The organism is Gilvimarinus polysaccharolyticus, assembly GCF_001187555.1.
GTDB lineage: Bacteria > Pseudomonadota > Gammaproteobacteria > Pseudomonadales > Cellvibrionaceae > Gilvimarinus > Gilvimarinus polysaccharolyticus.
In genome coordinates this window covers 310,683-337,659 of the sequence record NZ_LFIJ01000002.1, presented here as the reverse complement: position 1 = coordinate 337,659, position 26,977 = coordinate 310,683, and the positions used below count along the sequence as shown (strand labels likewise).

The 26,977-nt window shown below is 49.3% G+C and carries 22 protein-coding genes; 15 read left to right on the top strand and 7 right to left on the bottom strand.

Annotated features, from left to right (window positions below):
* Positions 1-137: 137 nt before the first annotated feature.
* From xerC to lptM, 5 genes are all read right to left on the bottom strand, one after another.
* Positions 138-1,073: a tyrosine recombinase XerC gene (gene xerC / locus GILYN3_RS10050; protein ID WP_049722855.1), complete on the bottom strand. Its 936-nt coding sequence runs from the start codon at positions 1,071-1,073 to the stop codon at positions 138-140.
* A 39-nt stretch (positions 1,074-1,112) separates the two neighbouring features.
* Positions 1,113-1,811, bottom strand: a complete 699-nt coding sequence (locus GILYN3_RS10045; RefSeq protein WP_049722854.1) for a DUF484 family protein — start codon at positions 1,809-1,811, stop codon at positions 1,113-1,115.
* A 1-nt stretch (position 1,812) separates the two neighbouring features.
* On the bottom strand, positions 1,813-2,643 hold the full coding sequence (gene dapF / locus GILYN3_RS10040) for a diaminopimelate epimerase (RefSeq protein ID WP_049722853.1): 831 nt from the start codon (positions 2,641-2,643) through the stop codon (positions 1,813-1,815).
* Positions 2,644-2,731: 88 nt separating this feature from the next.
* Positions 2,732-3,979 carry a diaminopimelate decarboxylase gene (lysA, locus tag GILYN3_RS10035; protein ID WP_049722852.1) on the bottom strand — a complete coding sequence of 416 codons (1,248 nt, stop codon included), beginning with the start codon at positions 3,977-3,979 and terminating at the stop codon, positions 2,732-2,734.
* Between the two features lie 16 nt (positions 3,980-3,995).
* Entirely contained in the window at positions 3,996-4,121 is a 126-nt protein-coding gene (lptM, locus tag GILYN3_RS17070) for an LPS translocon maturation chaperone LptM (RefSeq protein WP_408606312.1), read from the bottom strand.
* Positions 4,122-4,326: 205 nt separating this feature from the next.
* On the opposite strand from lptM, the gene GILYN3_RS10030 reads away from it, so the two are divergent.
* From GILYN3_RS10030 to GILYN3_RS10010, 5 genes are read left to right on the top strand one after another with little or no spacing between them, the layout of a single operon-like run.
* Entirely contained in the window at positions 4,327-5,028 is a 702-nt protein-coding gene (locus GILYN3_RS10030) for an ABC transporter ATP-binding protein (protein WP_408606311.1), read from the top strand.
* Positions 5,009-5,965, top strand: a complete 957-nt coding sequence (locus GILYN3_RS10025; RefSeq protein ID WP_049722851.1) for an HlyD family secretion protein — start codon at positions 5,009-5,011, stop codon at positions 5,963-5,965. The genes GILYN3_RS10030 and GILYN3_RS10025 overlap by 20 nt, the downstream gene beginning before the upstream one ends.
* Positions 5,962-7,134 (top strand): efflux RND transporter periplasmic adaptor subunit, encoded by a 1,173-nt coding sequence (locus GILYN3_RS10020; RefSeq protein WP_049722850.1) that lies wholly within the window; start codon positions 5,962-5,964, stop codon positions 7,132-7,134. Before GILYN3_RS10025 ends, GILYN3_RS10020 begins: the two co-directional genes overlap by 4 nt.
* Complete coding sequence (locus tag GILYN3_RS10015; protein ID WP_157484916.1) at positions 7,131-8,339, top strand: efflux RND transporter periplasmic adaptor subunit; 1,209 nt, start codon at positions 7,131-7,133, stop codon at positions 8,337-8,339. Before GILYN3_RS10020 ends, GILYN3_RS10015 begins: the two co-directional genes overlap by 4 nt.
* A complete protein-coding gene (locus GILYN3_RS10010) occupies positions 8,336-9,574 on the top strand; it encodes an ABC transporter permease (RefSeq protein ID WP_049722848.1) in 1,239 nt (412 codons plus the stop codon). The genes GILYN3_RS10015 and GILYN3_RS10010 overlap by 4 nt, the downstream gene beginning before the upstream one ends.
* 14 nt (positions 9,575-9,588) lie before the next feature.
* On the opposite strand, the gene phoR is transcribed toward GILYN3_RS10010, so the two are convergent.
* Entirely contained in the window at positions 9,589-10,875 is a 1,287-nt protein-coding gene (gene phoR / locus GILYN3_RS10005) for a phosphate regulon sensor histidine kinase PhoR (protein ID WP_049722847.1), read from the bottom strand.
* A gap of 130 nt (positions 10,876-11,005) precedes the next feature.
* Positions 11,006-11,704, bottom strand: coding sequence for a phosphate regulon transcriptional regulator PhoB (gene phoB / locus GILYN3_RS10000; protein WP_049722846.1), 699 nt, complete (start codon positions 11,702-11,704; stop codon positions 11,006-11,008).
* Between the two features lie 527 nt (positions 11,705-12,231).
* On the opposite strand from phoB, the gene GILYN3_RS09995 reads away from it, so the two are divergent.
* The 10 genes from GILYN3_RS09995 (at position 12,232) to GILYN3_RS09950 (ending at position 26,972) form a co-directional block, all read left to right on the top strand.
* Positions 12,232-13,923, top strand: coding sequence for a hypothetical protein (locus GILYN3_RS09995; protein WP_049722845.1), 1,692 nt, complete (start codon positions 12,232-12,234; stop codon positions 13,921-13,923).
* Between the two features lie 209 nt (positions 13,924-14,132).
* A complete protein-coding gene (locus tag GILYN3_RS09990; RefSeq protein ID WP_049722844.1) occupies positions 14,133-16,838 on the top strand; it encodes a TonB-dependent receptor domain-containing protein in 2,706 nt (901 codons plus the stop codon).
* 446 nt (positions 16,839-17,284) lie between these two features.
* The gene (locus GILYN3_RS09985; protein ID WP_049722843.1) at positions 17,285-18,019 is read left to right on the top strand and encodes a hypothetical protein; all 735 of its coding nucleotides are present in this window, start codon (positions 17,285-17,287) and stop codon (positions 18,017-18,019) included.
* A 235-nt stretch (positions 18,020-18,254) separates the two neighbouring features.
* A complete protein-coding gene (locus GILYN3_RS09980) occupies positions 18,255-19,223 on the top strand; it encodes a PstS family phosphate ABC transporter substrate-binding protein (protein ID WP_049722842.1) in 969 nt (322 codons plus the stop codon).
* Positions 19,224-19,384: 161 nt separating this feature from the next.
* On the top strand, positions 19,385-21,673 hold the full coding sequence (locus GILYN3_RS09975) for an ABC transporter permease subunit (RefSeq protein ID WP_084005338.1): 2,289 nt from the start codon (positions 19,385-19,387) through the stop codon (positions 21,671-21,673).
* Between the two features lie 15 nt (positions 21,674-21,688).
* Positions 21,689-23,356, top strand: a complete 1,668-nt coding sequence (gene pstA / locus GILYN3_RS09970) for a phosphate ABC transporter permease PstA (protein WP_049722841.1) — start codon at positions 21,689-21,691, stop codon at positions 23,354-23,356.
* A 124-nt stretch (positions 23,357-23,480) separates the two neighbouring features.
* Positions 23,481-24,245 (top strand): phosphate ABC transporter ATP-binding protein PstB, encoded by a 765-nt coding sequence (pstB, locus tag GILYN3_RS09965; RefSeq protein WP_232305616.1) that lies wholly within the window; start codon positions 23,481-23,483, stop codon positions 24,243-24,245.
* A 51-nt stretch (positions 24,246-24,296) separates the two neighbouring features.
* Positions 24,297-25,016: a phosphate signaling complex protein PhoU gene (gene phoU, locus GILYN3_RS09960; protein ID WP_049723907.1), complete on the top strand. Its 720-nt coding sequence runs from the start codon at positions 24,297-24,299 to the stop codon at positions 25,014-25,016.
* 370 nt (positions 25,017-25,386) lie between these two features.
* Entirely contained in the window at positions 25,387-26,124 is a 738-nt protein-coding gene (locus tag GILYN3_RS09955; RefSeq protein WP_049723906.1) for a phosphatase PAP2 family protein, read from the top strand.
* Between the two features lie 50 nt (positions 26,125-26,174).
* The gene (locus GILYN3_RS09950) at positions 26,175-26,972 is read left to right on the top strand and encodes a DUF1206 domain-containing protein (RefSeq protein WP_049722840.1); all 798 of its coding nucleotides are present in this window, start codon (positions 26,175-26,177) and stop codon (positions 26,970-26,972) included.
* The last annotated feature ends 5 nt before the right edge of the window (positions 26,973-26,977 follow it).

Genomic DNA, 26,977 nt, shown 5'->3' with positions numbered 1-26,977 from the left:
TATGCAGTGCGTTGTATCGTGCGCTTAAGGTGGCTATTCTAAAACTCTACATTCACTTCTCTGGATATGTAGTTATATATGGGCTCTTCTTTATATTGTGTTAGCGCGGCTTTGGCTGCGCTTTTTTTTGCCTGCTATTAATCTTGTTTATCCTCACTGTTGTCTCGGCGGCGTTGCGCGCGAGGGTGGGCGCTGTCATAGACTTTGGCTAAATGTTGAAAGTCTAGATGGGTATACACTTGGGTGGTAGAGATATTGGCGTGTCCGAGTAGCTCTTGCACCAAGCGTAAATCCGAGCTGGATTCGAGCATATGGCTGGCAAACGAATGACGCAACATGTGTGGGTGTACGGGTTGCTCCATACCTTGACGCAGGCTCACTTGCTCCAGCCGTGCTTGCACACTGCGGTGACTAATACGGTTGCCTCTTTTACTGACAAATAATGCCAGCTCGTCACTGTTAGCGTGTAAATCCCGTACGGTTAAATAACGTTTAACGGCGTTGATGGCAAAACGGCCTACCGGCAGCTCGCGCTGTTTATTACCTTTACCGGTTACTCGAATACTGGCGCCCGCCAAATCGATATCTTTTATGTTAGTGCCTACCAGTTCTGCTAAACGCAAACCCGAGGAATACATGAGCTCGACCATGGCGCCATCGCGCAGGCTAATAAAATCATCGCCGGCTAATTGCACAAACTGACCGGCTTGGTCGGCATCTAATGTTTTGGGCAATTTTTTAGGTGCCTTAGGCGCCTGTAAGCCTTCGGCCGGATTGGTGTTAAGCCAGCCACGTTTAATGGCAAATCGAAAAAAACTGCGCAGTGCCGATAGCCCGCGTGCCAAAGTTTTACCACCATTGCCGGCACGATGTTGCTGCGCAAGCAGAAGCCGAAGTTCTTGGTGATTAATAGCATTTAGGTTGTTGAGGTTGCGGCTATCGGCGTACTGCTGGAGCTTGAGTAAATCGCGGCGATAGGCGTCTAAAGTGCGCTCTGAGAGTTGTCTTTCGATGCGTAGATACTGGGTGAAGGCGTCAACTTCGGCGGCCAATGGTAGCGCGTTTATGGGCATAGCCGCCTCTTTATAGCATTAACGTTTCGCCCGTCGTGATTACGCAATAGGCGGTAAATGGGGTGGCAAGCGGCGGTTAAGCACCTCGGCAATATAGGCTAAAAATAGCGTGCCCATGCTCGAGCTATAATATTTAGGGTCGCGATTACCAATCACTAACAGACCAAAAGTCTGCCCGTTGTTAAGCGGCACGGTGGCGGCCGAGCCAACTTGCAGTGCGACATCGCCAAACAGGTAAGCTTTTTCTTTATCGCCCAACTTACCGCAAAACGAACGGTTACTTTTTAGCAGTACACCAATATTATCGTTCGCTTCTTTTAGGCTTACTACCCGTGCGGCCGAGCCGCCGATAGCGTTGGCATCGCCAAATAATAGCGTGCGGGTAAAGTGAATATTAAATTCTTTGTCAAAGCTGTAGTGCAGTGCGTCGATAATGTCGCCTAGGTCACGACCTTCGAGCAGCTCTAAAATCAAACGCTTGGTTTTATCAAACAGGCGGTCGTTGTCGCGGGCGTTATCTAATAGATGGCTTAGACGATGCCGCATGTCCATGTTGCGCTCACGCAGTACCGCCACTTGGCGCTCTACCAACGAAATGGCGCTGCCGCTATCGTGGGGCAGTTCGATATCGGCCAGTAGAGCAGGGTAATCTGCGAAAAATGTCGGGTGAGCCATTAAGTAGCGAACTACATCGGAGGCACTCGGCATAGGGGGCATGTTGTTGCTGTTGTCCGTCATATTAAATTTTGACCTGTCCGTGAAATACATTGGTCGCGGGCCCAGTCATCAGCACCGGCTGACCTTCTCCGGCCCATTGGATGGTTAAGTGCCCACCGGGCAGTTCGACATCGACTTGTTCATCTAAAATACCGCGCAATTGGCCGGCGACTACTGCGGCACAAGCGCCGGTGCCGCAGGCGAGAGTTTCGCCAGCGCCGCGCTCGTATACGCGTAGTTTGATGGCGTTTGAATTTAAGATTTGCATAAAACCGGCATTAACCCGACGCGGAAAGCGCGGGTGTGATTCTATCAGGGGGCCGAAGCTTGCGACCGGAGCGGTGTCAACATCATCGACGACATACACCGCATGAGGGTTGCCCATCGAGACTGCCGAAACACTGATTTCGTGATCGCCCACTGTGAGCGGGTAAACCACGGCGCGGTTGTCGGCGACAAACGGTATGTCGGCGGGTTCAAGCACCGGTACGCCCATATCGACACTGACGTTATCATCGCCATCGACGCTGAGAACCATAATCCCCGATGCGGTTTGGACTCGAATAACGTTTTTGCCGGTGAGGTGGCGATCGCGCACAAAACGGGCAAAACAGCGTGCGCCGTTGCCGCAGTTCTCGACCTCGGTGCCATCGGCGTTAAAGATACGGTAGCAAAAATCCACATCGGGAGAGCTGGGCACCTCGACCAGCAGCAGTTGATCGCAGCCGATGCCAAAGTTGCGGTCGGCCAGTGCTCGCACCTTGTCGGTGCTTAGGCGTACTTTTTGGCTGATGCCGTCAATGACAACAAAGTCGTTACCAAGGCCGTGCATTTTAGTAAACCGCAATCGCATAGAGGTCCCTGATGCTTACTTCTTAAATGAAAAGACGAACCATTTTATCTTACTTGGCTCGTCTTTGCTCGCAAGCTGTTGCGGCCGATTACTGCTCGACGATGTGCTCGCCGCGAATCATATCCACAAAGCTTTCGCGCTCGCGAATTACATGAATCTGATCGCCGTCTACCAAGATCTCTGCCGCGCGAGCACGGGTGTTGTAGTTGGAGCTCATGGTAAAACCGTAGGCGCCTGCCGACATTACCGCGAGGTAGTCGCCGGAGGCCAGCGCTAAATCGCGATCTTTGCCTAAAAAGTCGCCGGTTTCGCACACTGGGCCCACTAAGTCCCAGCGTTTGGTGGCCGCTTTAGAGCTGGCCAGCGGTCGAATATCTTGCCACGCCTGATACAGCGCTGGACGGATATTATCGTTCATGGCGGCATCGATAATGGCAAAGTTATGTGCTTCGGTAGGCTTTAAATACAGCACCTTGGTCAGCAGTACGCCGGCATTGGCGGCGATCGAACGGCCCGGCTCGAACATTAAGGCCAGCTCGCGCTCGCCGATTTTGGCTTTGATGGCGGCCATATAGGTTGCGACCTCAGGAGGCTGTTCGTCGCGGTAAGTCACGCCTAAACCGCCACCCAAATCTAGGTGGCTAATATTTATACCGTCGGCACTGAGGTTATCGACCAGCACCAGTAGCCGGTCGAGCGCGTCCAAGAAGGGGGCGAGCTCGGTAAGCTGTGAGCCAATATGGCAGTCGATGCCCTGAATATCGATATTGGGTAGCTCAGCTGCGCGGCGATACACCATCGGCGCACGGTTAATATCAATGCCAAACTTGTTTTCTTTAAGGCCGGTGGAGATATACGGGTGTGTTTTAGCGTCGACATCGGGGTTAACTCGCAGTGACACCCGTGCGGTAAGGTTTTTCTCGCTCGCCACTTGGCTTAATAGCTCAAGCTCAGCCTCTGACTCGACGTTAAAGCAATAAATGCCCACGGCCAGTGCTTTGGCCATTTCGGCCGCTGTTTTGCCTACCCCAGAGAACACAATGCGCTTGGGGTCACCGCCAGCGGTTAATACCCGCTCTAGCTCACCGCCCGAGACGATATCAAAACCGGCACCTAAGCGGGCCAGTAAATTTAGTAGGGCGATGTTAGAGTTGGCTTTTACGGCATAGCAGATCATGCCTGGATGCTGCCCCAACGCTTGGGCGTAGGCTAAATAATGCTGGGTAAACGCGGCGCGGCTGTATACATAAGCGGGGGTGCCATATTGCTCGGCAATCTCGCGCAAGCGCACATCCTCGGCGTACAACTCATTGCTGCGTTCGGTAAAAAAAGACATAACATTCTCTCTTGGACTAATCGGCCGGTGCTGGCTCCGAAGGGGCGGAATCGTCAGCAGGTAAGTACAGCGGACCCTGTTGGCCACAGCCGGTGCTGAGGCAGATAAGGGCTGTGGCACATAAAAGCCGTAGATAGGTCATAAACGGGTCACAGTTTGTAGGCGAATAAAGCCGCTAGTATAACCGCCGGCTTGAGTGGGAACAATTATACTGCACGCGAGGCGCCGACCGGCGTTTACATTCTTTGCACTTCCTTGCTTGCGATGAATAATATGACATTGTACAAGAGAGTCGCTAACCCTAAAACTCAGACGCTTACGCCCAGCTTGCTTACAGGATGACTGTTTTGAATCAAACTATTATCGAGCTTGAAACTCTGCGCAAAGAGTATCGCAGCGGCGAGATCTCTGTCGCCGCCTTGCAGGGGGTGAGCCTAACCATCGCCGAAAATGAATTTATAGCCATTATGGGCCCGTCGGGCTCAGGCAAATCCACCTTAATGAATATTCTTGGCTGTCTTGATCAGCCCACTTCCGGCTGTTATCGCTTGGGGGGGCGTGAGGTGAGCACCATGAGCGATGACGATTTAGCGGCCGTACGCAATCGAGATATCGGCTTTGTATTTCAGTCGTTCCACCTACTGCCGCGATTGAATATCGTGCGCAATGTCATGCTGCCGTTAAAGTATTCTGATATTGACCTCGTGGAGGCGCGTAAGCGTGCTTGCGATATGCTGGCGCGAGTTAATTTGGAAAATCGGCTAGATCACGTTCCTAACGAGTTATCCGGTGGTCAGCGACAGCGGGTGGCCATTGCGCGAGCTTTGGTTAACCGGCCCAAAATCATTTTTGCCGATGAACCTACTGGGAATCTCGACAGTAAAACCTCGGTAGAGATTATGGAGCTTTTTAGCGAGCTGCATCGCGCCGGACAAACCATTATTTTGGTAACTCACGAGCCCGAGATCGCCGAGTATGCGCAAAAGGTTATTCATATGCGCGATGGCAAAATAGAAAAGGTAGAAGTTAATGCGTCTCGCCCTATGTAGCTTGTTATTTTTGCTGTGGCTGCCGGCGGCGGCCGAGCCATTATTGTTGACCGGTGAGGTTGCAGCGCGCAACTCGCAAATGTTTGTCGCGCCAGAAACCGATGAATGGATTGTGCAAATCGCTTGGATGGTGGAGGAGGGCACTCGGGTTGAGCCGGGCGATGCCGTAGTGCAATACGATAGCGCCAGTGTCGCGGCTAATCTAGAGCAGCTAGAGGCGGGCTTGCGCAAAGTAAAAGCCGAGAGTCGGCGCAATGGTCTGGTACAAGATTTACAGCTGCGAGAGGCACAGCATCAATACGATGTTGCATTTTTATCGTTACAAAAAGCTAAGCTTAATGCTGGTATTCCAAGCGAGTTATTAAGTCAGTTGCAATATGAGCAATATCAACTGGCCTTGGTTAAGGCGATCAACGCTGAGGTTGAAACGCGTAAAGCACTCGAGGTAAAAAAAGACGATGTGTTGGCCGAAAAAAAACGCAGTCAAGTTGCCATTGCCGGTGCGCAAAATGAATTGCGTCGAGTGCAGTTAATGCTTGATGGAATGACGCAAAACAGTACTCGCAGCGGCACCGCCATGTATGTCGATCACCCTTGGACGCGCGAAAAAATTCGCCAAGGTGATTCCGTTGAGCGCGGCTTTAGTGTGCTCGCCATTCCCTCAACCGATGATTTACACGTGCGCGCCTGGCTTAATGAGGTGGATATTGCAAGGGTAAGTGAAGAGCAACAAGTCAGTATCGGTTTTGATGCGCGTCCCGAGCTAAAAATAGACGGTGTGATTGAAAGAATTGGCAAACAAGCGGAGCCTAAAAATCACTGGGGCGACTCCGGTTATATTGATGTTGATATTCGTTTTGTCGATGATGTGATGGCAGCCGGTTTGTTGCCGGGCATGAGTGTGCTGGTGGAAATAAAAGCGGAGGCTTGGCAATGAGTCGTTGGCGAGTATTCGGCCTTGGGGCAATGGCGCTATGGCTTAGTGCCTGTGGTGCCAGTGATGTGCCAACCCTAACGGTAAAAAAAGCAGACATCCCTTTGGCGATTCAAACCACCGGTGAACTGGCGGCGGCACGCACCATCGAAATGGGGCCACCTAAAGTAAAATACACTTGGCAATACAAGTTGTCGTATTTGATTCCAGAGGGCACCTGGGTAAAAGAAGGTGATCCCATTATGGCTTTTGATGCGCAACAGCAACACTCGCGTTTGCGCGATTTAGAAAACTCTTTGGCTACAGAGCAGCAGCGTTTGGCAAGCCAGGCGCTAGACAGTAAACAAGAGCGCGAGCAGTTAGAGCTAGATTTGGCTGAGGCAAAGATGGAGCTAGAGAAAGCCACACTTAAGTCAAGTAATGTGGATGATTTAATGGCTCGACTAGAAGTTGAACAGCTGCGTATCGATCGCAAAATTGCCGAGCTTAACTACGCCATGGTGGATTTTAGACGCGCTAACCGAATTAGTCAGATGGTGGTCGACCGAGAAATTACCGAGACCGAAGTGTCGCGCTTAACCTCCGAGGTTAATGAGCAAAAAAAATCTATCGCGGAAATGCAAATCAAGGCGCCGCGGCCAGGTATTGTGGTTTACAAACCCAACAATGATGGCGACAAGCCCGCCGAGGGCGATCAGTTCTCGGTCATTCAAAAAGTTATTGAGCTCCCTGATTTAAACAGTCTAGTAATTGAAACCACCGTTGATGAGCAAGTGGCTCATAAAGTAAAAGCAGGCGACAAAGTCGAGATAAAACTCGATGCGGTTCCCGAGCGAACCTTTACCGGTCAGATAGAGTCACTGGGCAGTATCGTGCGTTTAAAATCGCGGCGCGAGCCCAGTAAAGTATTCGACGCGGTGGTGCGTATCGATAACCCAGATACCAATGCTATGCGACCGGGAATGGCAGCGCGACTTTCTATTGTCCAGCGAATCGAACCTGATGCGGTGGCTGTGCCTCAGCATGCGTTACTGTATCGTGACAATAAAGCTTTTGTGCGGCTTAAAAGTTTAACCGGTGAACAGCAACAAGAAGTTACCATTGGCGCGCGTCAAGCGGGTGAGGCAATTATTACCCAAGGGCTAGACGATGGCGATGAGGTGATATTGTGAGAGCGGTTAGTTTTTTGCGAGGGATGTTAGTCGTGGGGCTGATAGCGCTAGCCGCCTGTACCTCAAAGGAGGTGTCGACCACTTTAACTATGACCGTGGCGGCTAAGCCGTTTGATTTTTCGGTGCCAGCCAAAGGCGAGCTAGTATCAGCAGAGGAGGTGACTATTAATGCCCCTTCGGGGAATCGGGGGCGTTTAACCTTGGCGTGGATGAAAGAAGAAAATAGCCGCGTCACTGCCGGTGATGTCGTCGCACGTTTTGATGGAACAGAGCACGAGCTAGAAAAGCAACGAGCTGAGCTTGAACTTGAAAAAAATTCTCTGTCGCGAAATATTACGGCTCGAGGTTTGGATCAAGGCCAGTTTGCCATTGTTCAGCAGGCCGGCGAAGTCGCGCAAGAGAAAGCTATGGTTGAACGTTTTAGTGTTGATGATTTAACGGTTTATTCGAAAAATGAAATTATTGATCAGCTGCTCAGTAAAGATTACTTGGCTGCGCAACAGCTCTACCTTGATTGGCGTCAAGGCTCGCAAAAAAATCAAGGCGAAGCTCAACTCCAACTGCTGAGCCTTGAGGGAAAAAACTATCAAGATAAAATAAAACTTCGCCAGAGCGCATTAGAGCATCTGGAAGTGTTGGCGCCAGCCGATGGCATCTTAATTCACGCTAAAAACTGGCGCGGTGAAAAAGTTCGTGCCGGTCAAACACTGTGGCCTGGCTCTAAGCTTAGCTCGATTCCCAGTTTAGAAAAATTACAGGCACGTTTGTATGTGCTAGAGACTGAAGCCGCCGGTATCGAAATAGGTCAGCAGGCGGATGTTGTGCTGGATGCGTACACCGATAGACCACTTAGTGGCAAAGTGGTGGCTCTGGCTAATATTGCCGCGCCACAGGATACCCGCAGCCCTACTAAATACTTTGAGGTGACGGTCGCGTTAGATCAATCGGATTCCAGTTTTATGCGGCCGGGACAAAAGCTGCAAGGTACCGTTAAGGTCGCATATAAAGAGAGTGCTTTAAGTATTCCTAATCAAGCTGTGTTTAAGAATGAGCAAGAATCGTGGGTGTATCTAAAAAATCGCAGCGGTTTTAGTCGAAAAATTATTCAAACCGGATTGCGCAGCTTAACTCAAACCGAGGTTGTGGTAGGGCTTGAGCCGGGCGATCAAGTGGCACTTCTTAAACCTGCGGGAGAAATCCTGTGAAAAAATTAAAGCAGAGTTTTCTTGAGGCGTTAGAGCAGCTGTGGTTTCACCGCTTACGTACTTTTTTAACCCTACTTGGAATGATCTTTGGTGTCGGTGCGGTAATCGCGATGGTGAGTGTTGGTGAGGGTGCTGAAAAAGAAGCTCTACAGCTGATCGAGTCGATGGGTTTGCGCAATGTGTTGGTCGAGGAAAAATCAATTTACGGTGAGCGCTTGCGTGATGTGCGAAAGCACTCGGTGGGTTTGTCGCTGCAAGATGTGCGCGCCAGTATGGAGACTTTGCCATTTGCGCTTAATTACAGCGCCGAGAAAAAAATAGAAGTCTATGCCTTGTTTAGCCGCAACGCCAATAGCGACAGCCAAGTGTTAGGCGTAACCCCAAGTTTAAGTGAGCTGGGGAGCTTGCAAGTGGGGCAGGGCCGATGGTTAACCGAAGATGATAATCGCTATTATCGTCAGGTGGTGGTGATTGGTACGGCGGTGGCTAATCAGTTGTTTCCGCGCGGCGATGCAGTGGGTCAAACCTTAAAAGTAAATCATCTATGGCTTGAAGTGATAGGAGTGCTGGAAAGTAAAAATCTAACTAAGGATAACTTTCAGGGGGTCCAGTTATCGGGTGAGAATAACCGAATTTATATGCCGTTAGAAACGGCTCTAAAGCGTTTTGATTTTAGGGATATGGCCTCGGAGATAGACGCCTTTAGGGTCGAGCTAAGCCCTGGTGTCGATCCTCAGGCGGCGGCTAAAAACCTTGCCCACCTACTGGATAGGCGGCACGGCCAAGAGCAAGATTACAATATAGTGGTGCCCGCTGAGTTACTTAATCAGCACGAACAAACCCAGCGTATTTTTAACATTATTATGTCTTGTGTGGCCGGCATATCACTGTTGGTGGGCGGTATAGGTATTATGAATATTATGCTGGCCACTGTGCTTGAGCGCACGAATGAGATCGGCCTGTTGCGTGCCATAGGGGCAACAGAAAAAAACGTCCGCGATCAGTTTATTATCGAGAGTGTCACCATTGCCGGCCTGGGTGGTTTGCTGGGTATCGTACTGGGTTTTAGTTTGGCAGCGGTGATCTCGACTTTTGCCGGTTGGCCGGTGGCTTGGTCGTTCAATGCGGTGATTGTAGCGGTACTCTTTTGTACTGCGACGGGTTTGATTTTTGGTATTTATCCCGCAATCAAAGCTTCGCGGCTCGATCCGATTACCGCACTACAGCACGATTAATGCGAAACTGGATTTTAGTCTCGATAAGGCAGCTGGAATATACAGGTAAAAAGGCTTCCTTTGCCTACTTCACTGGTGATTTTTAACTCGGCGTAATGCCGCATAAGAACGTGCTTAACAATCGCGAGCCCGAGACCTGTTCCACCTGTGCTGCTATTGCGGCTGTCATCAACTCGGTAGAATCGCTCGGTAAGGTGCGGCAAGTGTCGGCTGCCAATGCCCGGGCCATTATCGCCCACCGAGATATAAAAGTTGTTTTTATCTAGCCATAAACGAATGGTAATTTCGCCACCGTCTTGAGTGTATTTTATAGCGTTAGTCACCAAGTTAGACAGTGCGCTATGGAGTTCTTTCTCGTCTCCTAGAATATGTATGCCTTGGCTGTTTTCATGGCACTCTAGTTTAAGCGTTTGCTGCTTGTCTTGAGCCAGGATGGTGGCTTCGTCTTTTATAATAAGCAGTAGCTTGTTGATATCAATATCGGTTTGGTTCAGGTCGGAGGCGGTGGTCTCAAGTTTGGATAGCACCAGCAAGTCATTAATTAGCACCGATAACCGATTGGATTGTTGCAACATTTGGTTTAATGGTTTGTTCCACTTAGGCATGACATTGCTGTCGGCTAAGGTTTCTATATAACCGTTGATAACCGTAAGTGGGGTGCGCATCTCATGGGATGCGTTGGCGACAAACTCTTGTCGCATTTTTTCTAAGTTATGCAGTTGGGTCGTATCGCGCACAATGATTAGGCGCTCATTATTGCCAAAAGGTGTCACCTGAAATTGTAACCGTTTGGCTGCAAAACGTGGAGAGGGCAACTCTATATGTTGATCGTATTGTTGCTCTTCTAGGTAGCTGACAAACTGCGGGTGACGGATAAAGTTAATGACCGATTGCCCGCGATCTTTACTGTTAAAGGCCAGCATGCGATGAGCGGCCGGATTCCAGAAATCGAGATGACCGCGCGAGTCGAGAATAATTACCCCTTCACGCAGTGTTGAAGTGAGCTTTTGTATCCGATTAACTACCGCCTGCAGTTGCTGATTTTGGCTGCGTTGACGCCGCTGGGTATGATACAAGCTGTCAAAGATTTCACCCCACAAGCCTTTGGCCTCTGGCGGTTCTGTATCCTCATGCATAAGCCATACTTTGAGCTTATAAATGTTGTGATAGATAACCGCTATATACACCAAGCTCCCCAGCAGTAATGCTAAGGTGATGTTGTCGGTGGCTAAGCCGACAAAAAAGACGATTAGAGTGATAATTAGAATGCGTTGGAACTCGGCGCCAAAACTTTTTAACAAGGTACCGCCTCCGGGTTCCGATCGATCTTTTGGATGATGTTGTGCCATGCCAGGTGAGAGCAGCAGTGGACTTTTATTATACAGTTTTTATACTGTATACATCAGTGCAACTAAGGCGTGCTGGTAGGGTTTAGGCTTCTGCTTTTATAGAAAACCGATAACCTGTGCCGCGTACAGTTTGTACTAGATAATCGAGACTGTCGATAGCCAGTACTTTACGTAATCGTCTTATGTGAACGTCTACCGTGCGCTCTTCGACATAAACATTGCCGCCCCAGACATGATCGAGTAGCTGGCTGCGAGTGTATACGCGCTCTTGGTGAGTGATAAAAAACTCTAACAAGCGGTATTCCGTTGGCCCCATACTCACGGGCTGGTCATTAATGCTTACTCGGTGGCTGACTTGGTCGAGACACAAGCTGCCGATGACAATGGGCTCGGACTCTGATTTTGGTGCGGTGCGGCGCAGCACCACCTTTAATCGAGCAACCAGTTCACGCGGCGAGAAAGGTTTAGTGATGTAGTCATCAGCACCGACTTCTAGACCTTGCACCTTATTATCTTCTTCACCTTTGGCTGAGAGCATAATAATAGGTAAGGTAGCGGTGACCTCGTCCTGCTTTAAGCGCCGCGCCAATTCTATACCACTGGTGCCTGGCAGCATCCAGTCTAAGAGCAGTAAATCAGGCTTTTCATCAATAATTAAGCTGTGAGCATCTTGCGCATTACTGGCTTCTATACACTGATAATCAGCCATTTCCAGTGCTACGCGTAGCATATCGCGAATGGCCGCTTCATCATCAACGATTAATATCTTTCGTTCGTTCATTGGTATCTGCCTAGTGGGTAACCTGGAGATCATGCTTGTTTGAACATTTAATAAAAGATTCATTGCAGAATTATGACAGGATAACAAAAATGTCATAATTTTATATGGTTAAGTGAAATACTAGGCTTCGATACTAGTATTGTTGGTAAATTGAGCCGCGATTGATTTTTTGGCTTAGTTTTCACTGCCCGCATTTTTACTACTTAGTTGTGGCGATTGATTTAACGGTTGGGCTGCCTGCATCACGGCTCGGTTTGATTATCCCGCTCACTTAGTGCTTGGATCGATAGCTTGCTTTTCGCCGCCTGAAATAAAACCTTCACAATCCTGTCACCCAATATTCACAAAACTCGTCAAGTATAGGCGCCACATGAGTACTGAGCTCAGATTGGGCCGACCACGAAGTGGTGCCTTTTTAGTCAGTCATGTCAGCTCATTATGGGCACGAACTACGAATTTATCCGACGCTAACAGGGGTTAGCGTCGGCATACTTTGACAAGCAATCCTTTGGGGAGCGTTGGAATTTATGAAGATCAAGACTTTGGTAAGCGTGAATGCATTAGCCGCTATGTTAGTTGCTTGTGGTGGTGGTGACATTAACCTGAACCCGTCGAGCAACGTTATCGACTCTAACAACACCACCAACAATGTCACTAACGGTGGCAGCGGTGCAACGCCAGATACCAACCCTTGTGCTTCTTACACCAAAGACGGTCAAGCACGTCAAGGTTTGTTTGACGGCAGCAACTGTACTTATGGGCCAACTTTTGTCAGCGACACTAACCCACTGACTATTGACCTGTTGATCCCAGCGCTGGACGGCGGCATTCATATTTTTGAAGACAGCTTGTGGGTTGGTGAAGATGTTGATGCCAGCGAAGCTACTAGCGGTGTTCGTATTCCACAAGAGAGCGAAGGTTCTGAGTTGTCGATTGAAGCCGGCGCTAAAATCGCTTTTTCGGCCTCAACCGATTACGTTCGTATCGCACGCGGCTCTACCATCGTAGCTGACGGTACCGCAGATGCACCGATTATCTTTTCGGCCGTTGCTGACTTGCGTGATGGCGTGGGTACTGAGTCTGATCGCGGTCTGTGGGGTGGGGTACAAATTAACGGTAACGGTATTACCAATAAGTGTACCGATGAGCAGCGCGCGGCGACCGACAACAATGTTCACAGTTGCAGCATTACCGCTGAAGGTCGTCCGGCTTCTTACGGTGGTAATAACAACGCTGAAAACTCAGGCATCTTGCGCTATGTGCAAATCAAGCATGCGGGTTTTGAAGTGGTTGATGGTTCAGAGCTGAACGGTTTGACTTTAAACGCCGTTGGATCTGGCACCACTATCGAGTATGTACAAACTTACACCACCCAAGATGATGGTTTTGAAATGTTTGGTGGCGCAGTTGATTTGAAGCATGTCGTTGCCACTAACGTGGGTGATGATTCGATAGATTACTCTGAAGGTTGGGTGGGCAATGTTCAGTTTGCTCTGGTAACACAAACTTCTGGTTCTAACCGTTGTATTGAAGCCGATAACACCGGCGGCGGTCGAGCTGATGATCTGGCTCCTTTCACCAAAGGTCGTATCTCTAATATGACTTGTATCACCTCTAATGTTGATGAAGGTGAAGGTGATGATCCATCCTCTAAAGGTGACGCAGAAGGTGTGTTGTTTCGTGAAGGTGCACACTTCGAATTGTATAACTCTATCGTAACTTCTAGTGCTTCTGGCATGTCCTCTAACGAATGTTTTGAGCTGGACGACTCTGAAGGCCCGCAAACAATTTGGGCGGCTACCGAAGGTTGGTCAGTAGTACACAGCACTTTGTTGGCTTGTACCGAAGCGACCAAAGTTGGTGTTGATCCTGCCAATGGTGCATTCGATGTTGACAGCTGGATTGCCTCAGCAGGCAACACCAACAACGTTGTACTGGACGAGAACACCACTGGTGTCTTACCAGCCTCGGTGATTGATGGTTTGGATAGCAACCCACGCGCTTATATTACGGCTGCCAGCTTTAGCGATGGCAACGGCGTAACCATTAACGTTCCGGTATACGACGTCACCATGTTGCAAGACAGCTTTGAGGCTGGCGCAGCGCCCGCGTTAGGTAATGCTGGTACTAGCAGCTTCTTTGAAGCGGTTGATTTTATTGGCGCCGTTAGCGCAAGCAACAACTGGGTAGCTGGTTGGACCACCGGTCTGAATCAATAAGCTACACAGCGGATCGATCGGGTAAGGCGCCTCTAATGGGGCGCCTTGTCACGGCAAAGTCCAACGTGTAACAAGCTAGACAGGCGGTTGCTTCAACCGCCTAGTTAATTAAGACCCATCCACCGCCATAATGAGTCTGCATGTATCGCAGAGCGCGTTGGGTGGATCTTCCCAGACCGTTTGGAAAACCGCCTTAAAAGGTTTTTAAAATGCGCACAATGATTACCAAGCGAAACCCGTTAGCATTGGCTGTAGTTGCCGCCACTGTTGCACTGGGTAGCACTCACTCGGTACTGGCTCAGTCCAACGATGAAGCAGGCGAACAGCCTGAGCGTCAGCGGTTGAGTATTCAGGCACCGGTTATCGAAGAAGTACTGACTATCGGTCGCCTGCAAAGCAGTGCCGACTCTATTGTCGATGAGCGTATTGAGCAGGCATTTGCCGCTGATGTGCTTGGCTTCGAGCAAATTTCTCGCGCCGGTGACGCCGATGTAGCATCGGCGCTAGAGCGTGTTACCGGTTTGACGGTTGTTGATGATAAATACGTTTATGTTCGTTCGCTCGGTGAGCGTTACTCCAGCACTTTGCTTAATGGTGCGGCGGTACCTTCACCGGAGTTGACCCGTAACGTGTTGCCGTTGGATTTGTTTCCATCAACCATCGTCAAAACGCTTAAAGTTCAAAAGGCATACTCGCCTGATCTGCCGGCAACGTTTGGTGGCGGTAATATTGATATCCGCACTAAGGGCATGCCCGACGACGTGGTACTTGAGGTGTCTTTGGGCACCGGCTGGAATACCGTAAATAGCGACGATGGTATTAGTTATTCCGGCGGCAGTGTCGACAACACGTTGCCCGAACCCATCGGTCAAGCACTGCAGCAATACAGTGGTGATCCAAGCAGCAATGGCATTTTGAATGTTCTGCACAGCACCGGTGGTTCACCTAGCTCGGAGCTGATTGCCGAGGCCAATCAAATCAACCGTAACCTGTTGTTGTCGCTTGATCGCGATGTGGAAATGACATCTAAGTCACTCCCTGCTGATTTTGACGGTAAGTTCTCGATAGGCAACTCTTGGTATGTTGGTGATGATTGGCGTGTTGGTGGGCTGGTAAACGTTTCTTACGATCATCAGTGGCGCAACAAAAACCAGAGTAAAAAAGGTGTAGGTAGCCCCGACACCATTAACTCTGAAGTGCAGCGTACCGCTGAAGAGATTCGTGAGTTGGCCGCGGTTAGTGCTGGTGTAAGCTTTCAAGAAATGCACACCATTGAGGCGAGCGCTTACCATATTACTGATGCAGAAGACCTGGTGTCTTACACTGAAGGCTTCGATTCCAACAGCAGTGAAGTTGATGGTTCGCAAACCGTCAATTACCAAACTCGCTATGAAGAGCGCCGTTTAGAAATATTTCAACTGACCGGTGATCATAATTTTGATTTGTTTGCGGGAACCTTCGCCGACGAATTACAAATCGATTGGTTTTACTCCGATTCGCGCGCCGAAACCGCCGTGCCAAACGAAGTCAATATTCAGGCATCAAACGTACTTGATCCGATCACGGGTGAAGTGCTGAAAACTCGCCTACTCTCGACCACATCGGTTGCTACGTTTGCGTTTTTACAGCTAGAAGATAACGTAAAAAGCTACGGCTGGAACGGTGAGCTGCCACTTAATTTTGGCGATAACCTTGTGACCCTTAGTGGTGGTTACAGCTATAACGATAAGTCTCGCGCTTACTACGGCTACACGGCCAATATTGATGCGGCGGGTGTGTCAGGTGATGTTATGGAGGGCACGCCAGGGCAGGTGTTGTCCGATGAAAATTTGAGTAATATGAGCAATAATTTTCAACTAACCATGGGTAATGGTCTGGGCAAAGAGAGCTATATTGCCGCGCAAATGACCGATGCGGCTTATGGTATGGTCGATATTAATCTCGATTACACCTGGCGCTTTACTGCCGGCGTGCGTTACGAAGACTTCCGTCAGGCGGTTTTGCCGGTGGATCTTTTGGATTACTCCGGTGAGTCGATTGTTGATCTGAATAATCAGTTGGCCAGTGAAGGGCAAAAGTTCGCCATTAAGGATGACGGCTGGTTTCCATCGGTGGCTTTGACGTTTATGAATCAAGGCTTTATGAATGCCGATGACTTCCAAGTGCGTGCCTCGGTCAGTCAAACTGTGATTCGTCCCGATTTGCGTGAAATATCTGATGTTGAATATATCGATCCGGAATTAGGTATACGCGTTCAGGGTAATCCGTTATTGGATTTCTCTGAGTTGAATCACTTCGATCTACGTACTGAATGGTTTTACGCCGGAGGTGATAACTTTACGGTATCGCTGTTTTATAAAGACATCAAAAACCCCATCGAGCAGACCCGTGCGCCGGGCTCTGATGACGATATCCTCTTGCAGTTTTACAACGCTGAATCTGGAGAAATTTACGGGTTAGAGTTTGAAGGCTTAAAAGATATCGGTGCGGGATTTTTTGTCTCGGGTAATGTCACCTTGAGTGATTCAGAGATTGTCTCGGCCGACGGTCTTGGTTTTACCAACACCAATCGTCGTATGACTGGTCAGTCCGAGTATGTGATGAACGCTCAGCTGGGGTTTGATTCGCCCGACGGTATGCATACGGCATCGTTACTGTACAACGTGTTTGGTGATCGCGTGTACTACGCGGCCCGCTCTAATGGCCATCAAGACGCATTTGAGCAACCGTTTCACTCGATTGACTTGGTATACACCTTCTACCCAACCGATATGCTTAGCATGAAGCTTAAGCTTAGCAACTTGTTGGGCCAAGATCGTGAGTTTGATCAAGTGAACTCTGCCGGTGAAGTGGTGACGATCCTTAAGCAAGAGCAAGGCACAGGCATAGGCTTAGACTTTAAATACTCCTTCTAAGTCAGGCACCCTAAGCACAATAACGCTTAGGGGTAAGAAGAGGCCCGATTAAGCCGCTACCGCAAGGTAGCGGCTTTTTTTTGTGTTTGGTTTTCTGAGGCGATAAATCGATAGATGTGGCTGGGGCCTAAAATGATCCACTTGAGGTTCACCAAGGCTAAAAATGCCATTAAAAATTAGATTAGGCTTAGACGCTTTTGCTATAGGTTTAGTCGTTAATTCAAAAAGTTCTTCGTTTTATAGGTAAGCTCGATGCTGGAAGGGGTGTTTTACGAAAAAATCACGCTTTTTATAAAAAAAATTAAAATATGTCACTTCTGTAATAATAATTTAACAGTGATGTGCGTGGGCGGGTGATATTCTTTATAACAACAGCGCAGATCTAGCATATCAACTGCGTTTATTTGAAGTCGGGGATGTCCCCCAGAGATGATGAGGATTTGAGCATGAAAACACTTCTAACCAATAAAGTGCTCGGTTCACTGGCGATTTTGGCAGTAGTTCTGCCTTTTTCTAGCAGTGCGAGCTCCATGTATCAACCCGCGCAATTTGGCGATGTGGTTGATCAGGTCAGCCAAAAAGTGATTATTCCAGCAGAGATGGCGGCAGATCAGCGCACTATTTCTGTGTACTGCCAAGCAGATATTGCCGCCACCGGTGTGGCCAGTAATGTTAGCTGTTTTGATAAAGCCGCTTACGATGATTTACAGGGGCAAACGCAACGTGCGATTGAGGGATTGAGCTTTTCACCGGCACAAGTTGATGGAGCAACCGTCCCGGTGCGAATGACGTTTCGGGTGGTTTACTCGCGCAATGACAATCAACCTAACGTAGTGATGCTGCCGAACCTGGGTACCTTGCAACGTGAATACGGCGTGAGCTACGTGGCCCCACAAGAGCGCCTTAGTGGCGACGATTGGTACAGTGTTTATGTGGCCGACGGTCGAGCAGAGGGTAAAGCCTTTTTTAATAATGGCCGTTTGGCGCGAGTAGTAGGTAATGTTAGTGCTAATGGTGAGGTGCAAGGGGTGCGTACTATTGAGGCGTCCGGTCGCGCTCGTCAGGATGCTAAAGTTGTCGAGTCGGCGTTAAAAAAATCCAGCTTCATTCCGGGTTTTGTCGATAATAAAGCGACTAGTATGAGCTATATCGCGGTGCTCAATTACCCCGAAAAAAATTAAGTTAAAGTCACTCCCCAAGGGCACCGCAATGGTGCCCTTTATGTTTGGCGGCACGGTGTTGGTTATATCTAAGATAACTATTGTGTAGTCCTGTCATAACTTCTTCGCAGTTACTGTGTTACTCCCCCCCTTTAAATGTGACAGTTTTTTTACGGCCTGTCATCTGTTTGTCATATAGCCTAGTTAGAGTGCGCTCCATACCAAGTTGTCCTAGTGTTTAACCGAGGAGTGCGCAATGAACACCAAACGTCTTATCAGTGGTTTAGCCCTTAGCTGTTCGCTGCTATGCAGTGCGGCCTTTGCCGATTTAGATCCAAACTTGCCCGACTATCAAACAACTTCCGGAGTCTCTGGCAATATCAGTAGTGTCGGATCGGACACTCTGAATAACTTAATGACCTTGTGGTCTGAGCAGTTTGCCAAGCATTACCCTAACGTGAATATTCAGATCCAGGGCGCGGGCTCGTCATCTGCGCCACCGGCTCTTACCGAAGGCACCGCTAACTTTGGCCCCATGAGCCGAGAAATGAAAGCTTCCGAGATTCAAGCTTTTGAAGCTCATTACGGCTATAAGCCCACCGCCGTGCCAGTAGCTATTGATGTTGTGGCGCTTTATGTCAATAAAGACAACCCGATTGAGGGTTTAACCATGAGCCAGGTGGATGCCATTTTCTCGGCTACTAGAATCTGTGGTTATGGCGAAGATATTACTCGTTGGGGTCAGCTGGGTTTGACTGGCGCTTGGGAAAATCGTGATTTTACTGTTTATAGTCGTAACGCCGTTTCTGGCACCTACGGCTTTTTTAAAGATGTTGCGTTGTGTGGCGGTGATTACAAAGCCAGCATTAACGAGCAGCCCGGTTCTGCCTCAGTGGTGCAAGGCATAAGCGAATCGATCAACGGCATTGGCTATTCGGGGATTGGTTATAACACCTCAAGTGTACGTGCGTTGCCGCTTGCGGCCGAGGCGGGCATGCCCTTTGCCAGCCCCGATGCCGAACACGCCGCCGATGGCAGCTATCCAATGGCTCGGTTTCTGTTTGTCTACGTAAACAAAAAGCCTAACCACTCGCTTGATCCGTTGCATAAAGAGTTTTTGAAAATGGTGCTCTCTAAAGAAGGACAAGAGACCGTCATCCGCGATGGCTATATCCCTTTGCCGGCCCAAGTGGCTAAGCGTGTGCGTGCCGAGTTAGAGCTATAAAGCGAAGCCTGTAAACATGCGGCGGTATAGTGCCGCATGTTTTGTCACAAAACTGTCATTTTTGGCGGTTACTATTTGCGCCTTAGCACCCATTCCTTAATTTAAGTCGCCTCGACGCTCTATTGGCGTCCAAGCTAACAGATCACCAAGGATTGTCATTCATGCAAAAGACCCCTCCTGTCGCATCCGAGCCCGAGAGCTTGATGCCCCAAGCCCAACAGCGGGCCAAATTGCGCAGGACTCGCAAACTTAAAGATCGCTTTTCTCATTGGGGTGTGGCTACCGCAGGCATCGCCGTAGTGGGGGCGCTTGGGTTGATATTCTTCTATCTGTTTTCCGAGGTGATGCCGTTACTTAAAGGGGCCAAAGTAACGCCTGTAACCCAATACAGCAGTACCCAAGTTACTGAGATGACTAGCCCTACGGTGTACCAAACCTTAGAGCGTTATGAACAAATTGGCGCTAACTACAGCGAAAGTGGCCAAGTGCAGTTCTTTCAGGTAGCCAGTGGCGAGCCTTTGCTGAACGTACAGTTACCTGCGCCTGCGGATGCCGAGTTTAGTGCGATGGGTTACGGCACGCCAACCGATGCCTTGATAGCCTACGGCTACAGTAATGGCCAAGTAGTGGTAGCGCAGCATGTATACAACCTTAGTTATCCTAATGATCAGCGCAAAATAACCCCAGAGCTAAAATATCCTCTGGGTGCAGCTCCAATCACTTTAGATCAACAGGGCCAGTCGCTAACGGCGGTGGCGATACAAAAAACCGCACGAGGTTATGCCTTGGTGGCGGCTACCGCGGATAACCGCCTGCTGTTGGGCAGTTATACCACTCAAAGTAATATCATGACCGGTGAGACGAGTATCCGTAGTCAGGTGTACCCGCTGCCGGCACTGCCAAACGGTGCCACGCCGCGTTTTGCTCAAGTCGATGCCGGCGCCAGTCATGTTATTGTTGCCGATAACCAAGCGCAATTACATGTGTACGACATTAGTAACCCACAACAAATAAGTTTAACTGAGACAATCCCCACCGAGCGTGGCCAGACAACCGCATTGCAGTTTTTGGTGGCAACCGGTTCGGTAGTGATGGGCACCGATAGCGGTTCGGTAAGTCAGTGGTTGTTAGTGCGCGATAGCCAAAATATTTATCATTTGCAGCATGTGCGTGAGTTTGAGTCACTGCCGGCAGCGGTGACTACTATTGCCCCAGAATATTCTCGACGAGGTTTTCTGGTGGGCGATAGCAGTGGCCATCTAGGAATTTATTACGGCACCTCTTCGCGTACCTTGTTGGTAAAAAAGGTGGCGAAAAAGGGTATCGCGCAGTTGGCTATATCCCCCATCAATGGTCGTTTGATCATTACCGATTCCGGCAATCATATCCAAGTGGTAGATGTTTGGAATCAACACCCAGAGATCTCTTTTAGTTCACTTTGGCAAAAAGTGTGGTACGAGGGACGTTCGCAGCCAGAGTATATTTGGCAAGCATCTTCTGGTGGCGATACATTTGAAGCAAAAATGAGCCTTATTCCACTTTCGGTTGGCACCTTAAAAGCGGCTTTTTTTGCCATGCTTTTTGCCATGCCATTGGGAGTTATGGGTGCGCTCTATACCGCTTACTTTATGACACCTAAATTGCGTGGAGTGGTTAAGCCTTCGATTGAAATCATGGAGGCTTTGCCCACGGTTATTTTGGGCTTTCTTGCCGGTTTATGGCTTGCCCCGTTTTTAGAGAGCCACCTTCCTGCGATCTTTAGTTTGTTGGTGTTTATTCCCTTAATCATGCTGGTAGTAGGGTTTTTGTGGTTTTTATTGCCGTCATCGGTTCGCAGTTTTGCCCCCGAGGGTTGGGAGGCCGCTATTTTGGTGCTGCCAATTATTTTAACCGGTTGGCTCTGTGTTAGCTTAAGCCCTCATATTGAAGTGTGGTTTTTTGATGGTAGTTTGCGTCAGTGGTTTACCAATCACGGTATAACCTACGATCAGCGTAACGCCTTAGTGGTTGGTATTGCTATGGGCTTTGCGGTTATTCCCACCATATTCTCTATTGCCGAAGATGCTGTCTTTAACGTGCCTAGGCATTTAACCCAGGGCTCGTTAGCGTTGGGTGCTACCCGTTGGCAAACTGTGATTGGGGTGGTGTTACCGACGGCTAGCCCAGGCATTTTTTCCGCGGTGATGATGGGTTTTGGTCGCGCGGTAGGTGAGACCATGATCGTCTTAATGGCCACCGGCAACAGTCCATTGGTTAACTTTAATATCTTTGAAGGTATGCGTACTTTATCGGCCAACATTGCGGTAGAGCTACCAGAGACCGCAGTGGGTAGTAGTCATTTTAGGGTGTTATTTTTGGCCGCACTGGTGCTGCTAACTCTGACGTTTATCGTTAATACCTGCGCCGAAATAATTCGTCAGCGCCTGCGTAAACGCTACAGCAATCTATAGTCTGGGAGTTAACAAATGAAGCAATGGTTTAAAAGTGGTGCTCCCTGGATCTGGCTCAATGGCGGCGCGGTAGCTTTATGTATGATTATGGTGGTGGGCCTAATTGGGCTGATCGCGGTGCGAGGCTTTAGCCATTTTTGGCCAGCCGAGGTGTTGCGTACTACTGTGATTGATAAACAAGAGCAAAGCCAAACGGTTATCGGTGAGCTGGTTCGTTCAGAGACAATACCCGCGGCAGTAGCCCGAGATGCTGGCTACTCGGTGCCAGAGGGGGCAGAGCTAGTGACTCGCCACCTGATAAAACAGGGTAACCGTGACATTACTGGCAATGATTTTATGTGGTACGTTGCAACCGGGATGGGCGAGTGGGATTACCCGCAAGACATTATGGTGCTTGAACGTCGTCAGTGGGGCAATTTTTATGGCTTTGCGCAACAAATCAAAGCCCATGGAGAGGTGATTGCCGAACGTGATGATGCCCAGTTTTGGCAAGAGTTAGAGCAGCGGGTTGCTCGTAGCGTCAGTTTGCACGAAGAAATTAAAGCGATTGAAAATGGCGCTATCGGCGATGTCAATCACGCCCTAGAAGGTTTGCGGTTAGCACGTAAAAAATTAACCATAAACAACGCCGATGTTGCGACTATTAATCGTGCCGAGGCTGAGTTTGCTGAGCGCCGAGCCGAGCTGCAAACACACTATGAGGTAGCAAAAGCCGAGCGCGATGCACTTTACCAAAGACTAGAGCGCGACACCTTAGTTATGCAGGTGGCCGATGGTCAGACAGTGCTTGTGCCGTTGCACAATATTGTCCGTGTCTCTCGCCCCAATGCCTTAAGCGTATGGGGAAAGTTGGCTGAATATTCAAGTCGATTTTGGGGCTTTTTAGTTGATGACCCACGAGAGGCCAACACCGAGGGCGGTATATTTCCCGCTATTTTTGGCACTGTAACCTTGGTGCTTGTTATGTCGATTATGGTGACTCCGTTTGGTGTGTTGGCGGCCATTTATTTACACGAATACGCACGCCAAGGGCCAGTATTGCGTCTTATACGGATCTCGGTGTACAACCTTGCCGGTGTGCCCTCTATTGTTTACGGGGTGTTTGGTTTAGGCTTTTTTGTCTACTTTTTGGGGGGCAGTATTGATGAGCTGTTTTACCCCGAGTCTATGCCAACCCCAACTTTTGGTACTCCAGGATTGTTCTGGGCCTCGTTAACGCTAGCACTGTTAACCTTGCCGGTGGTGATTGTTTCAACCGAAGAGGGTTTGTCACGTATTCCTAAAACGATTCGTCAAGGTTCACTCGCGCTGGGCGCGACTAAGTCGGAGACGTTATGGAAGGTGGTGGTGCCCTTAGCAACGCCCGCGATGATGACCGGTTTGATTCTGGCTGTTGCCCGTGCTGCAGGCGAGGTGGCACCGTTGATGTTGGTGGGGGTTGTTAAACTGGCGCCATCGCTGCCGATCGATAGCCACTACCCGTACTTGCACCTCGATCAAAAAATAATGCATCTTGGATTTTATATCTACGATGTGGGCTTTCAGAGCCCCAATGTCGAAGCTGCCAGACCCTTAGTGTATGCCACCGCGATGACGCTGGTGATGCTTATTATTATTCTTAATTTAGCCGCGATTAAAATCCGTAATAATTTACGCGAAAAGTATCGTAGCGCATCAGATTGATTGCTGGAGAATAACCATGTTAGATGACATTACCAAGGTGGCTCCAAGCGCTGCTGAGAGAATAAAGATTCAGACGAAAATGCCGACTATAAAAGGTGTTGAAGGTTTTTCTGAGGCAAATTGCATGACCCACGAGAAAGTAAAACTTGAGGTTTCTGACTTAAACCTTTTTTACGGTAAAGATCGAGCACTTAACAATGTTAGCTTGCAAATACCTGAGAAAAAGGTCACCGCTTTTATTGGTCCGTCGGGTTGTGGTAAATCCACGTTGTTGCGTTGTTTTAACCGTATGAACGACTTAGTGGATAATTGCCGCGTTGAAGGTCAGGTCATGCTCGATGGTCACGATATTTACGATCGCACCGTCGATGTTGCAGAGCTGCGTCGTCAGGTAGGTATGGTATTTCAAAAACCCAACCCCTTTCCTAAAAGTATTTATGAAAACGTCGCCTATGGTTTGCGTTTACAAGGGGTAAAATCTAAACGTAAATTAGATACTGCGGTTGAGCAATCCTTGCGTGGTGCGGCCCTTTGGGATGAAGTGAAAGATCGGTTGCACGACAACGCTTTTGGTTTGTCCGGTGGTCAGCAACAGCGCTTGGTGATCGCCCGCGCAATTGCCATAGAGCCCGAGGTGATTTTGTTGGATGAGCCCGCCTCGGCGCTGGACCCTATATCGACGTTAAAAATTGAAGAGCTGATTTACGAGTTAAAAAATCAGTACACCATTGTTATCGTCACCCACAATATGCAACAGGCGGCACGGGTGTCCGATTACACGGCGTTTATGTATATGGGCGATTTGATTGAGCTGGGTGATACCGACACCTTGTTTACCAATCCAAGCAAAAAACAAACCGAAGATTATATTACCGGCCGTTACGGTTAACCGTTGCCGCTGAGGTTATTGGGCCATTTATTGGAGTAACTTATTATGGCAATGGATATCACCAGTCATAAGCATCATATCTCGCAGCGCTTTAATATAGAGCTGGACAGCATCAAAACACATCTGGCTGAAATGGGCGGAATGGCAGAGCGTCAGGTTAACGATGCGATTCGTGCCATGATTGATGCCGACTCGGCAATGGCCGAGCAGGTCGTGCGCGCCGACCGTAAAATCAATGCCATGGAAGTGGCCATTGACGAAGAGTGTGTCCGTATTTTGGCTAAGCGCCAGCCAGCCGCCGGCGATTTACGTTTAGTGATTGCTGTTACCAAAGCCATTACTGATTTAGAGCGCATTGGCGATGAGGCGGCTAAAGTTGCTCGTCAAGCGATGGCCTTAAGTCGTGATGGGCAGGCTAAACGCGGCTATGTCGAAGTGCGTCATATTGGCGAGCATGTCGCGCGTATGCTGCACGATGCTCTAGACGCTTTTGCTCGGCTTGATATGGATGTCGCCCTGCGTGTGGTGCAAACCGATCAAACCGTAGATCTGGAATACGGTACCGCCATGCGTGAAATGATCACCTACATGATGGAAGATCCGCGCAGCATTACCCGGACGCTTAATATTATGTGGTCGTTGCGAGCGCTAGAGCGTATCGGCGATCACGCCCGCAATATTGCTCAGTACGTGGTTTATTTGGTTAAAGGGGAAGATGTTCGCCACGACAGCGCGGAAGAGATAGAAGAGTATATTCAGCAAGAAGACTAACCGTTAGTGCTAAGGGTAAATGCCGCCGATGAGTGCGGCTAAGCCCACGGTTAATTGTTATGTATCGCGCGGGGTGTAGCTAACCCGCGCTTATACTTGCCTCAGCTTAAGTCCATACGCGTCATGCCGCTAGCTGCATTTAAATACTAGCTCGCCATATAACTTTGTTTCCCCGTCCCTCGCTGTTTTGCCAAGCGTTAGCGCCATTAGCCATCGAATTTTGCAAACTGTACTTTTGTCACTCCTTAATTTACAGAGCTGCCACCCGTCATGAGTTGATCGCCCCTGATTTCAACGGTCTGCGGTAATGGCGCTGTTTTTGCTTTACATTAAGGCCCTAACAATACAGTTGCTATTAGATGGTGGATTAATGGGATTAAATCGACTTTTTAGGTGGTTTGGTAATCGCGAGCTAACCGTGTTGTGCGTGGTATTTGCGTTGCTGGCATCGGTATGGATGTTTGCCGAGATAGCCGCCTTAGTTACCGCGGGCGACACTCACGAGCTAGACCGCCAAGTGTTACTAATGATGCGCACTGCGGGCGATGTATCAGACCCCATAGGCCCCGGTTGGGCCGAGGAGATGGGCCGCGATATTACCGCATTAGGCGGCAACGTAGTGTTAACGCTGCTTACGCTAGTGGTTATGGGCTATTTGCTACTGTCCCAGCGCAAACGGTTAGCGTTTGTGGTGTTGGTGGCGGCGCTTGGCTCGTTGGGCGTAAACACTTGGCTCAAAGATTCTTACGAGCGTGATCGGCCCGATTTAGTGCCCCATGGCGCCGAGGTGTACACCGCAAGTTTTCCCAGTGGTCACTCTATGGTGGCTGCGGCCACGTACTTAACTTTAGGCGCGCTCTTGGCTATGGCCGAACGTCGCCGTCGTTTAAAAATTTATTATTTACTGGTGGCCTTAACACTTACGTTATTAGTGGGGGTTAGCCGAGTGTATCTGGGCGTACACTGGCCTACAGATGTGCTGGCGGGCTGGACCGCAGGTTCCGGCTGGGCCTTGGCCTGTTGGCTCTTAGCTCGCCGGTTGCAATGCCATCGTTCGTTAGAACCAAGTTTCGATAACTCAGCGGTAACTGCCGGCAAGAGCCCCTAGGTATTAGCTTTAACAGTGCAGACTTGTGATACAAATTATGAGGACTTTATATGAATACCCCCGCGGTTAATATGACCAAGGTTGCTGCGATCGATGTGCTTGCACGTATGGGTTATACCGCTCGGGCGCTGGTGTATTTAACCGTCGGCTCCCTGGCCGTTTTAACCGCAGCCGACTTGGGCGGGAAAACCACCAACAGTCGCGGGGCTGTACGCGAGATTGCCGAACAGCCTTTTGGCCAGATTTTATTAGTGTTATTAGTCGTGGGTTTAGTCGGCTATGTGATTTGGCGCAGTACCCAAGCGCTGCGCGATACCGATAATCACGGCACTTCTGTTAAAGGCTTAGGGGTACGCGCGGGCTTGTTTATTAGCGCTGTTAGCCACGGGGCCTTAGCATGGTTTACCGCAAAGCTGGTCTGGTTTGGCTCCGACAGCCGTGAGGCTGAGCCTACTTGGTTATCGTCTGATTTGGGTTTGTGGTTATTGGCTGTTGTTGGTGTGGGTATGGCGGTTGCGGGTGTGGCGCACATGATAAAAGGTTGGAATGTGGGTTATGAAAAATATATGCGCTTGCCACCTGCACAGATTTTTTGGTTACGGCCGCTGTGTCGTTTTGGGTTATTAGCGCGGGGGGCTGTACTGATTTTAATCGGTGTTATTCTTGCGCGCTCAGCCCTGGTGGCTCACAGCTCCGAGATTAAAGGCATCGCCGATGCTTTAAGCTCACTACAAAATAATCCTTACGGCGCTTGGCTGTTAGGTTTTGTTGCGCTCGGGTTGGTGGCATTTGGTTGCTATAGTTTACTCGAGGCGAAATTTCGCCGAATTAATGCAGACGAAAAATAAAAGTT

Coding starts and splice junctions, on each gene's coding strand:
- xerC (WP_049722855.1), bottom strand. CDS start 1,073: ATGCCCATAAACGCGCTACCATTGGCCGCCGAAGTTGACGCCTTCACC.
- GILYN3_RS10045 (WP_049722854.1), bottom strand. CDS start 1,811: ATGACGGACAACAGCAACAACATGCCCCCTATGCCGAGTGCCTCCGAT.
- dapF (WP_049722853.1), bottom strand. CDS start 2,643: ATGCGATTGCGGTTTACTAAAATGCACGGCCTTGGTAACGACTTTGTT.
- lysA (WP_049722852.1), bottom strand. CDS start 3,979: ATGTCTTTTTTTACCGAACGCAGCAATGAGTTGTACGCCGAGGATGTG.
- lptM (WP_408606312.1), bottom strand. CDS start 4,121: ATGACCTATCTACGGCTTTTATGTGCCACAGCCCTTATCTGCCTCAGC.
- GILYN3_RS10025 (WP_049722851.1), top strand. CDS start 5,009: ATGCGTCTCGCCCTATGTAGCTTGTTATTTTTGCTGTGGCTGCCGGCG.
- GILYN3_RS10020 (WP_049722850.1), top strand. CDS start 5,962: ATGAGTCGTTGGCGAGTATTCGGCCTTGGGGCAATGGCGCTATGGCTT.
- phoB (WP_049722846.1), bottom strand. CDS start 11,704: ATGAACGAACGAAAGATATTAATCGTTGATGATGAAGCGGCCATTCGC.
- GILYN3_RS09995 (WP_049722845.1), top strand. CDS start 12,232: ATGAAGATCAAGACTTTGGTAAGCGTGAATGCATTAGCCGCTATGTTA.
- GILYN3_RS09990 (WP_049722844.1), top strand. CDS start 14,133: ATGCGCACAATGATTACCAAGCGAAACCCGTTAGCATTGGCTGTAGTT.
- GILYN3_RS09985 (WP_049722843.1), top strand. CDS start 17,285: ATGAAAACACTTCTAACCAATAAAGTGCTCGGTTCACTGGCGATTTTG.
- GILYN3_RS09980 (WP_049722842.1), top strand. CDS start 18,255: ATGAACACCAAACGTCTTATCAGTGGTTTAGCCCTTAGCTGTTCGCTG.
- GILYN3_RS09975 (WP_084005338.1), top strand. CDS start 19,385: ATGCAAAAGACCCCTCCTGTCGCATCCGAGCCCGAGAGCTTGATGCCC.
- pstA (WP_049722841.1), top strand. CDS start 21,689: ATGAAGCAATGGTTTAAAAGTGGTGCTCCCTGGATCTGGCTCAATGGC.
- pstB (WP_232305616.1), top strand. CDS start 23,481: ATGACCCACGAGAAAGTAAAACTTGAGGTTTCTGACTTAAACCTTTTT.
- phoU (WP_049723907.1), top strand. CDS start 24,297: ATGGATATCACCAGTCATAAGCATCATATCTCGCAGCGCTTTAATATA.
- GILYN3_RS09955 (WP_049723906.1), top strand. CDS start 25,387: ATGGGATTAAATCGACTTTTTAGGTGGTTTGGTAATCGCGAGCTAACC.
- GILYN3_RS09950 (WP_049722840.1), top strand. CDS start 26,175: ATGAATACCCCCGCGGTTAATATGACCAAGGTTGCTGCGATCGATGTG.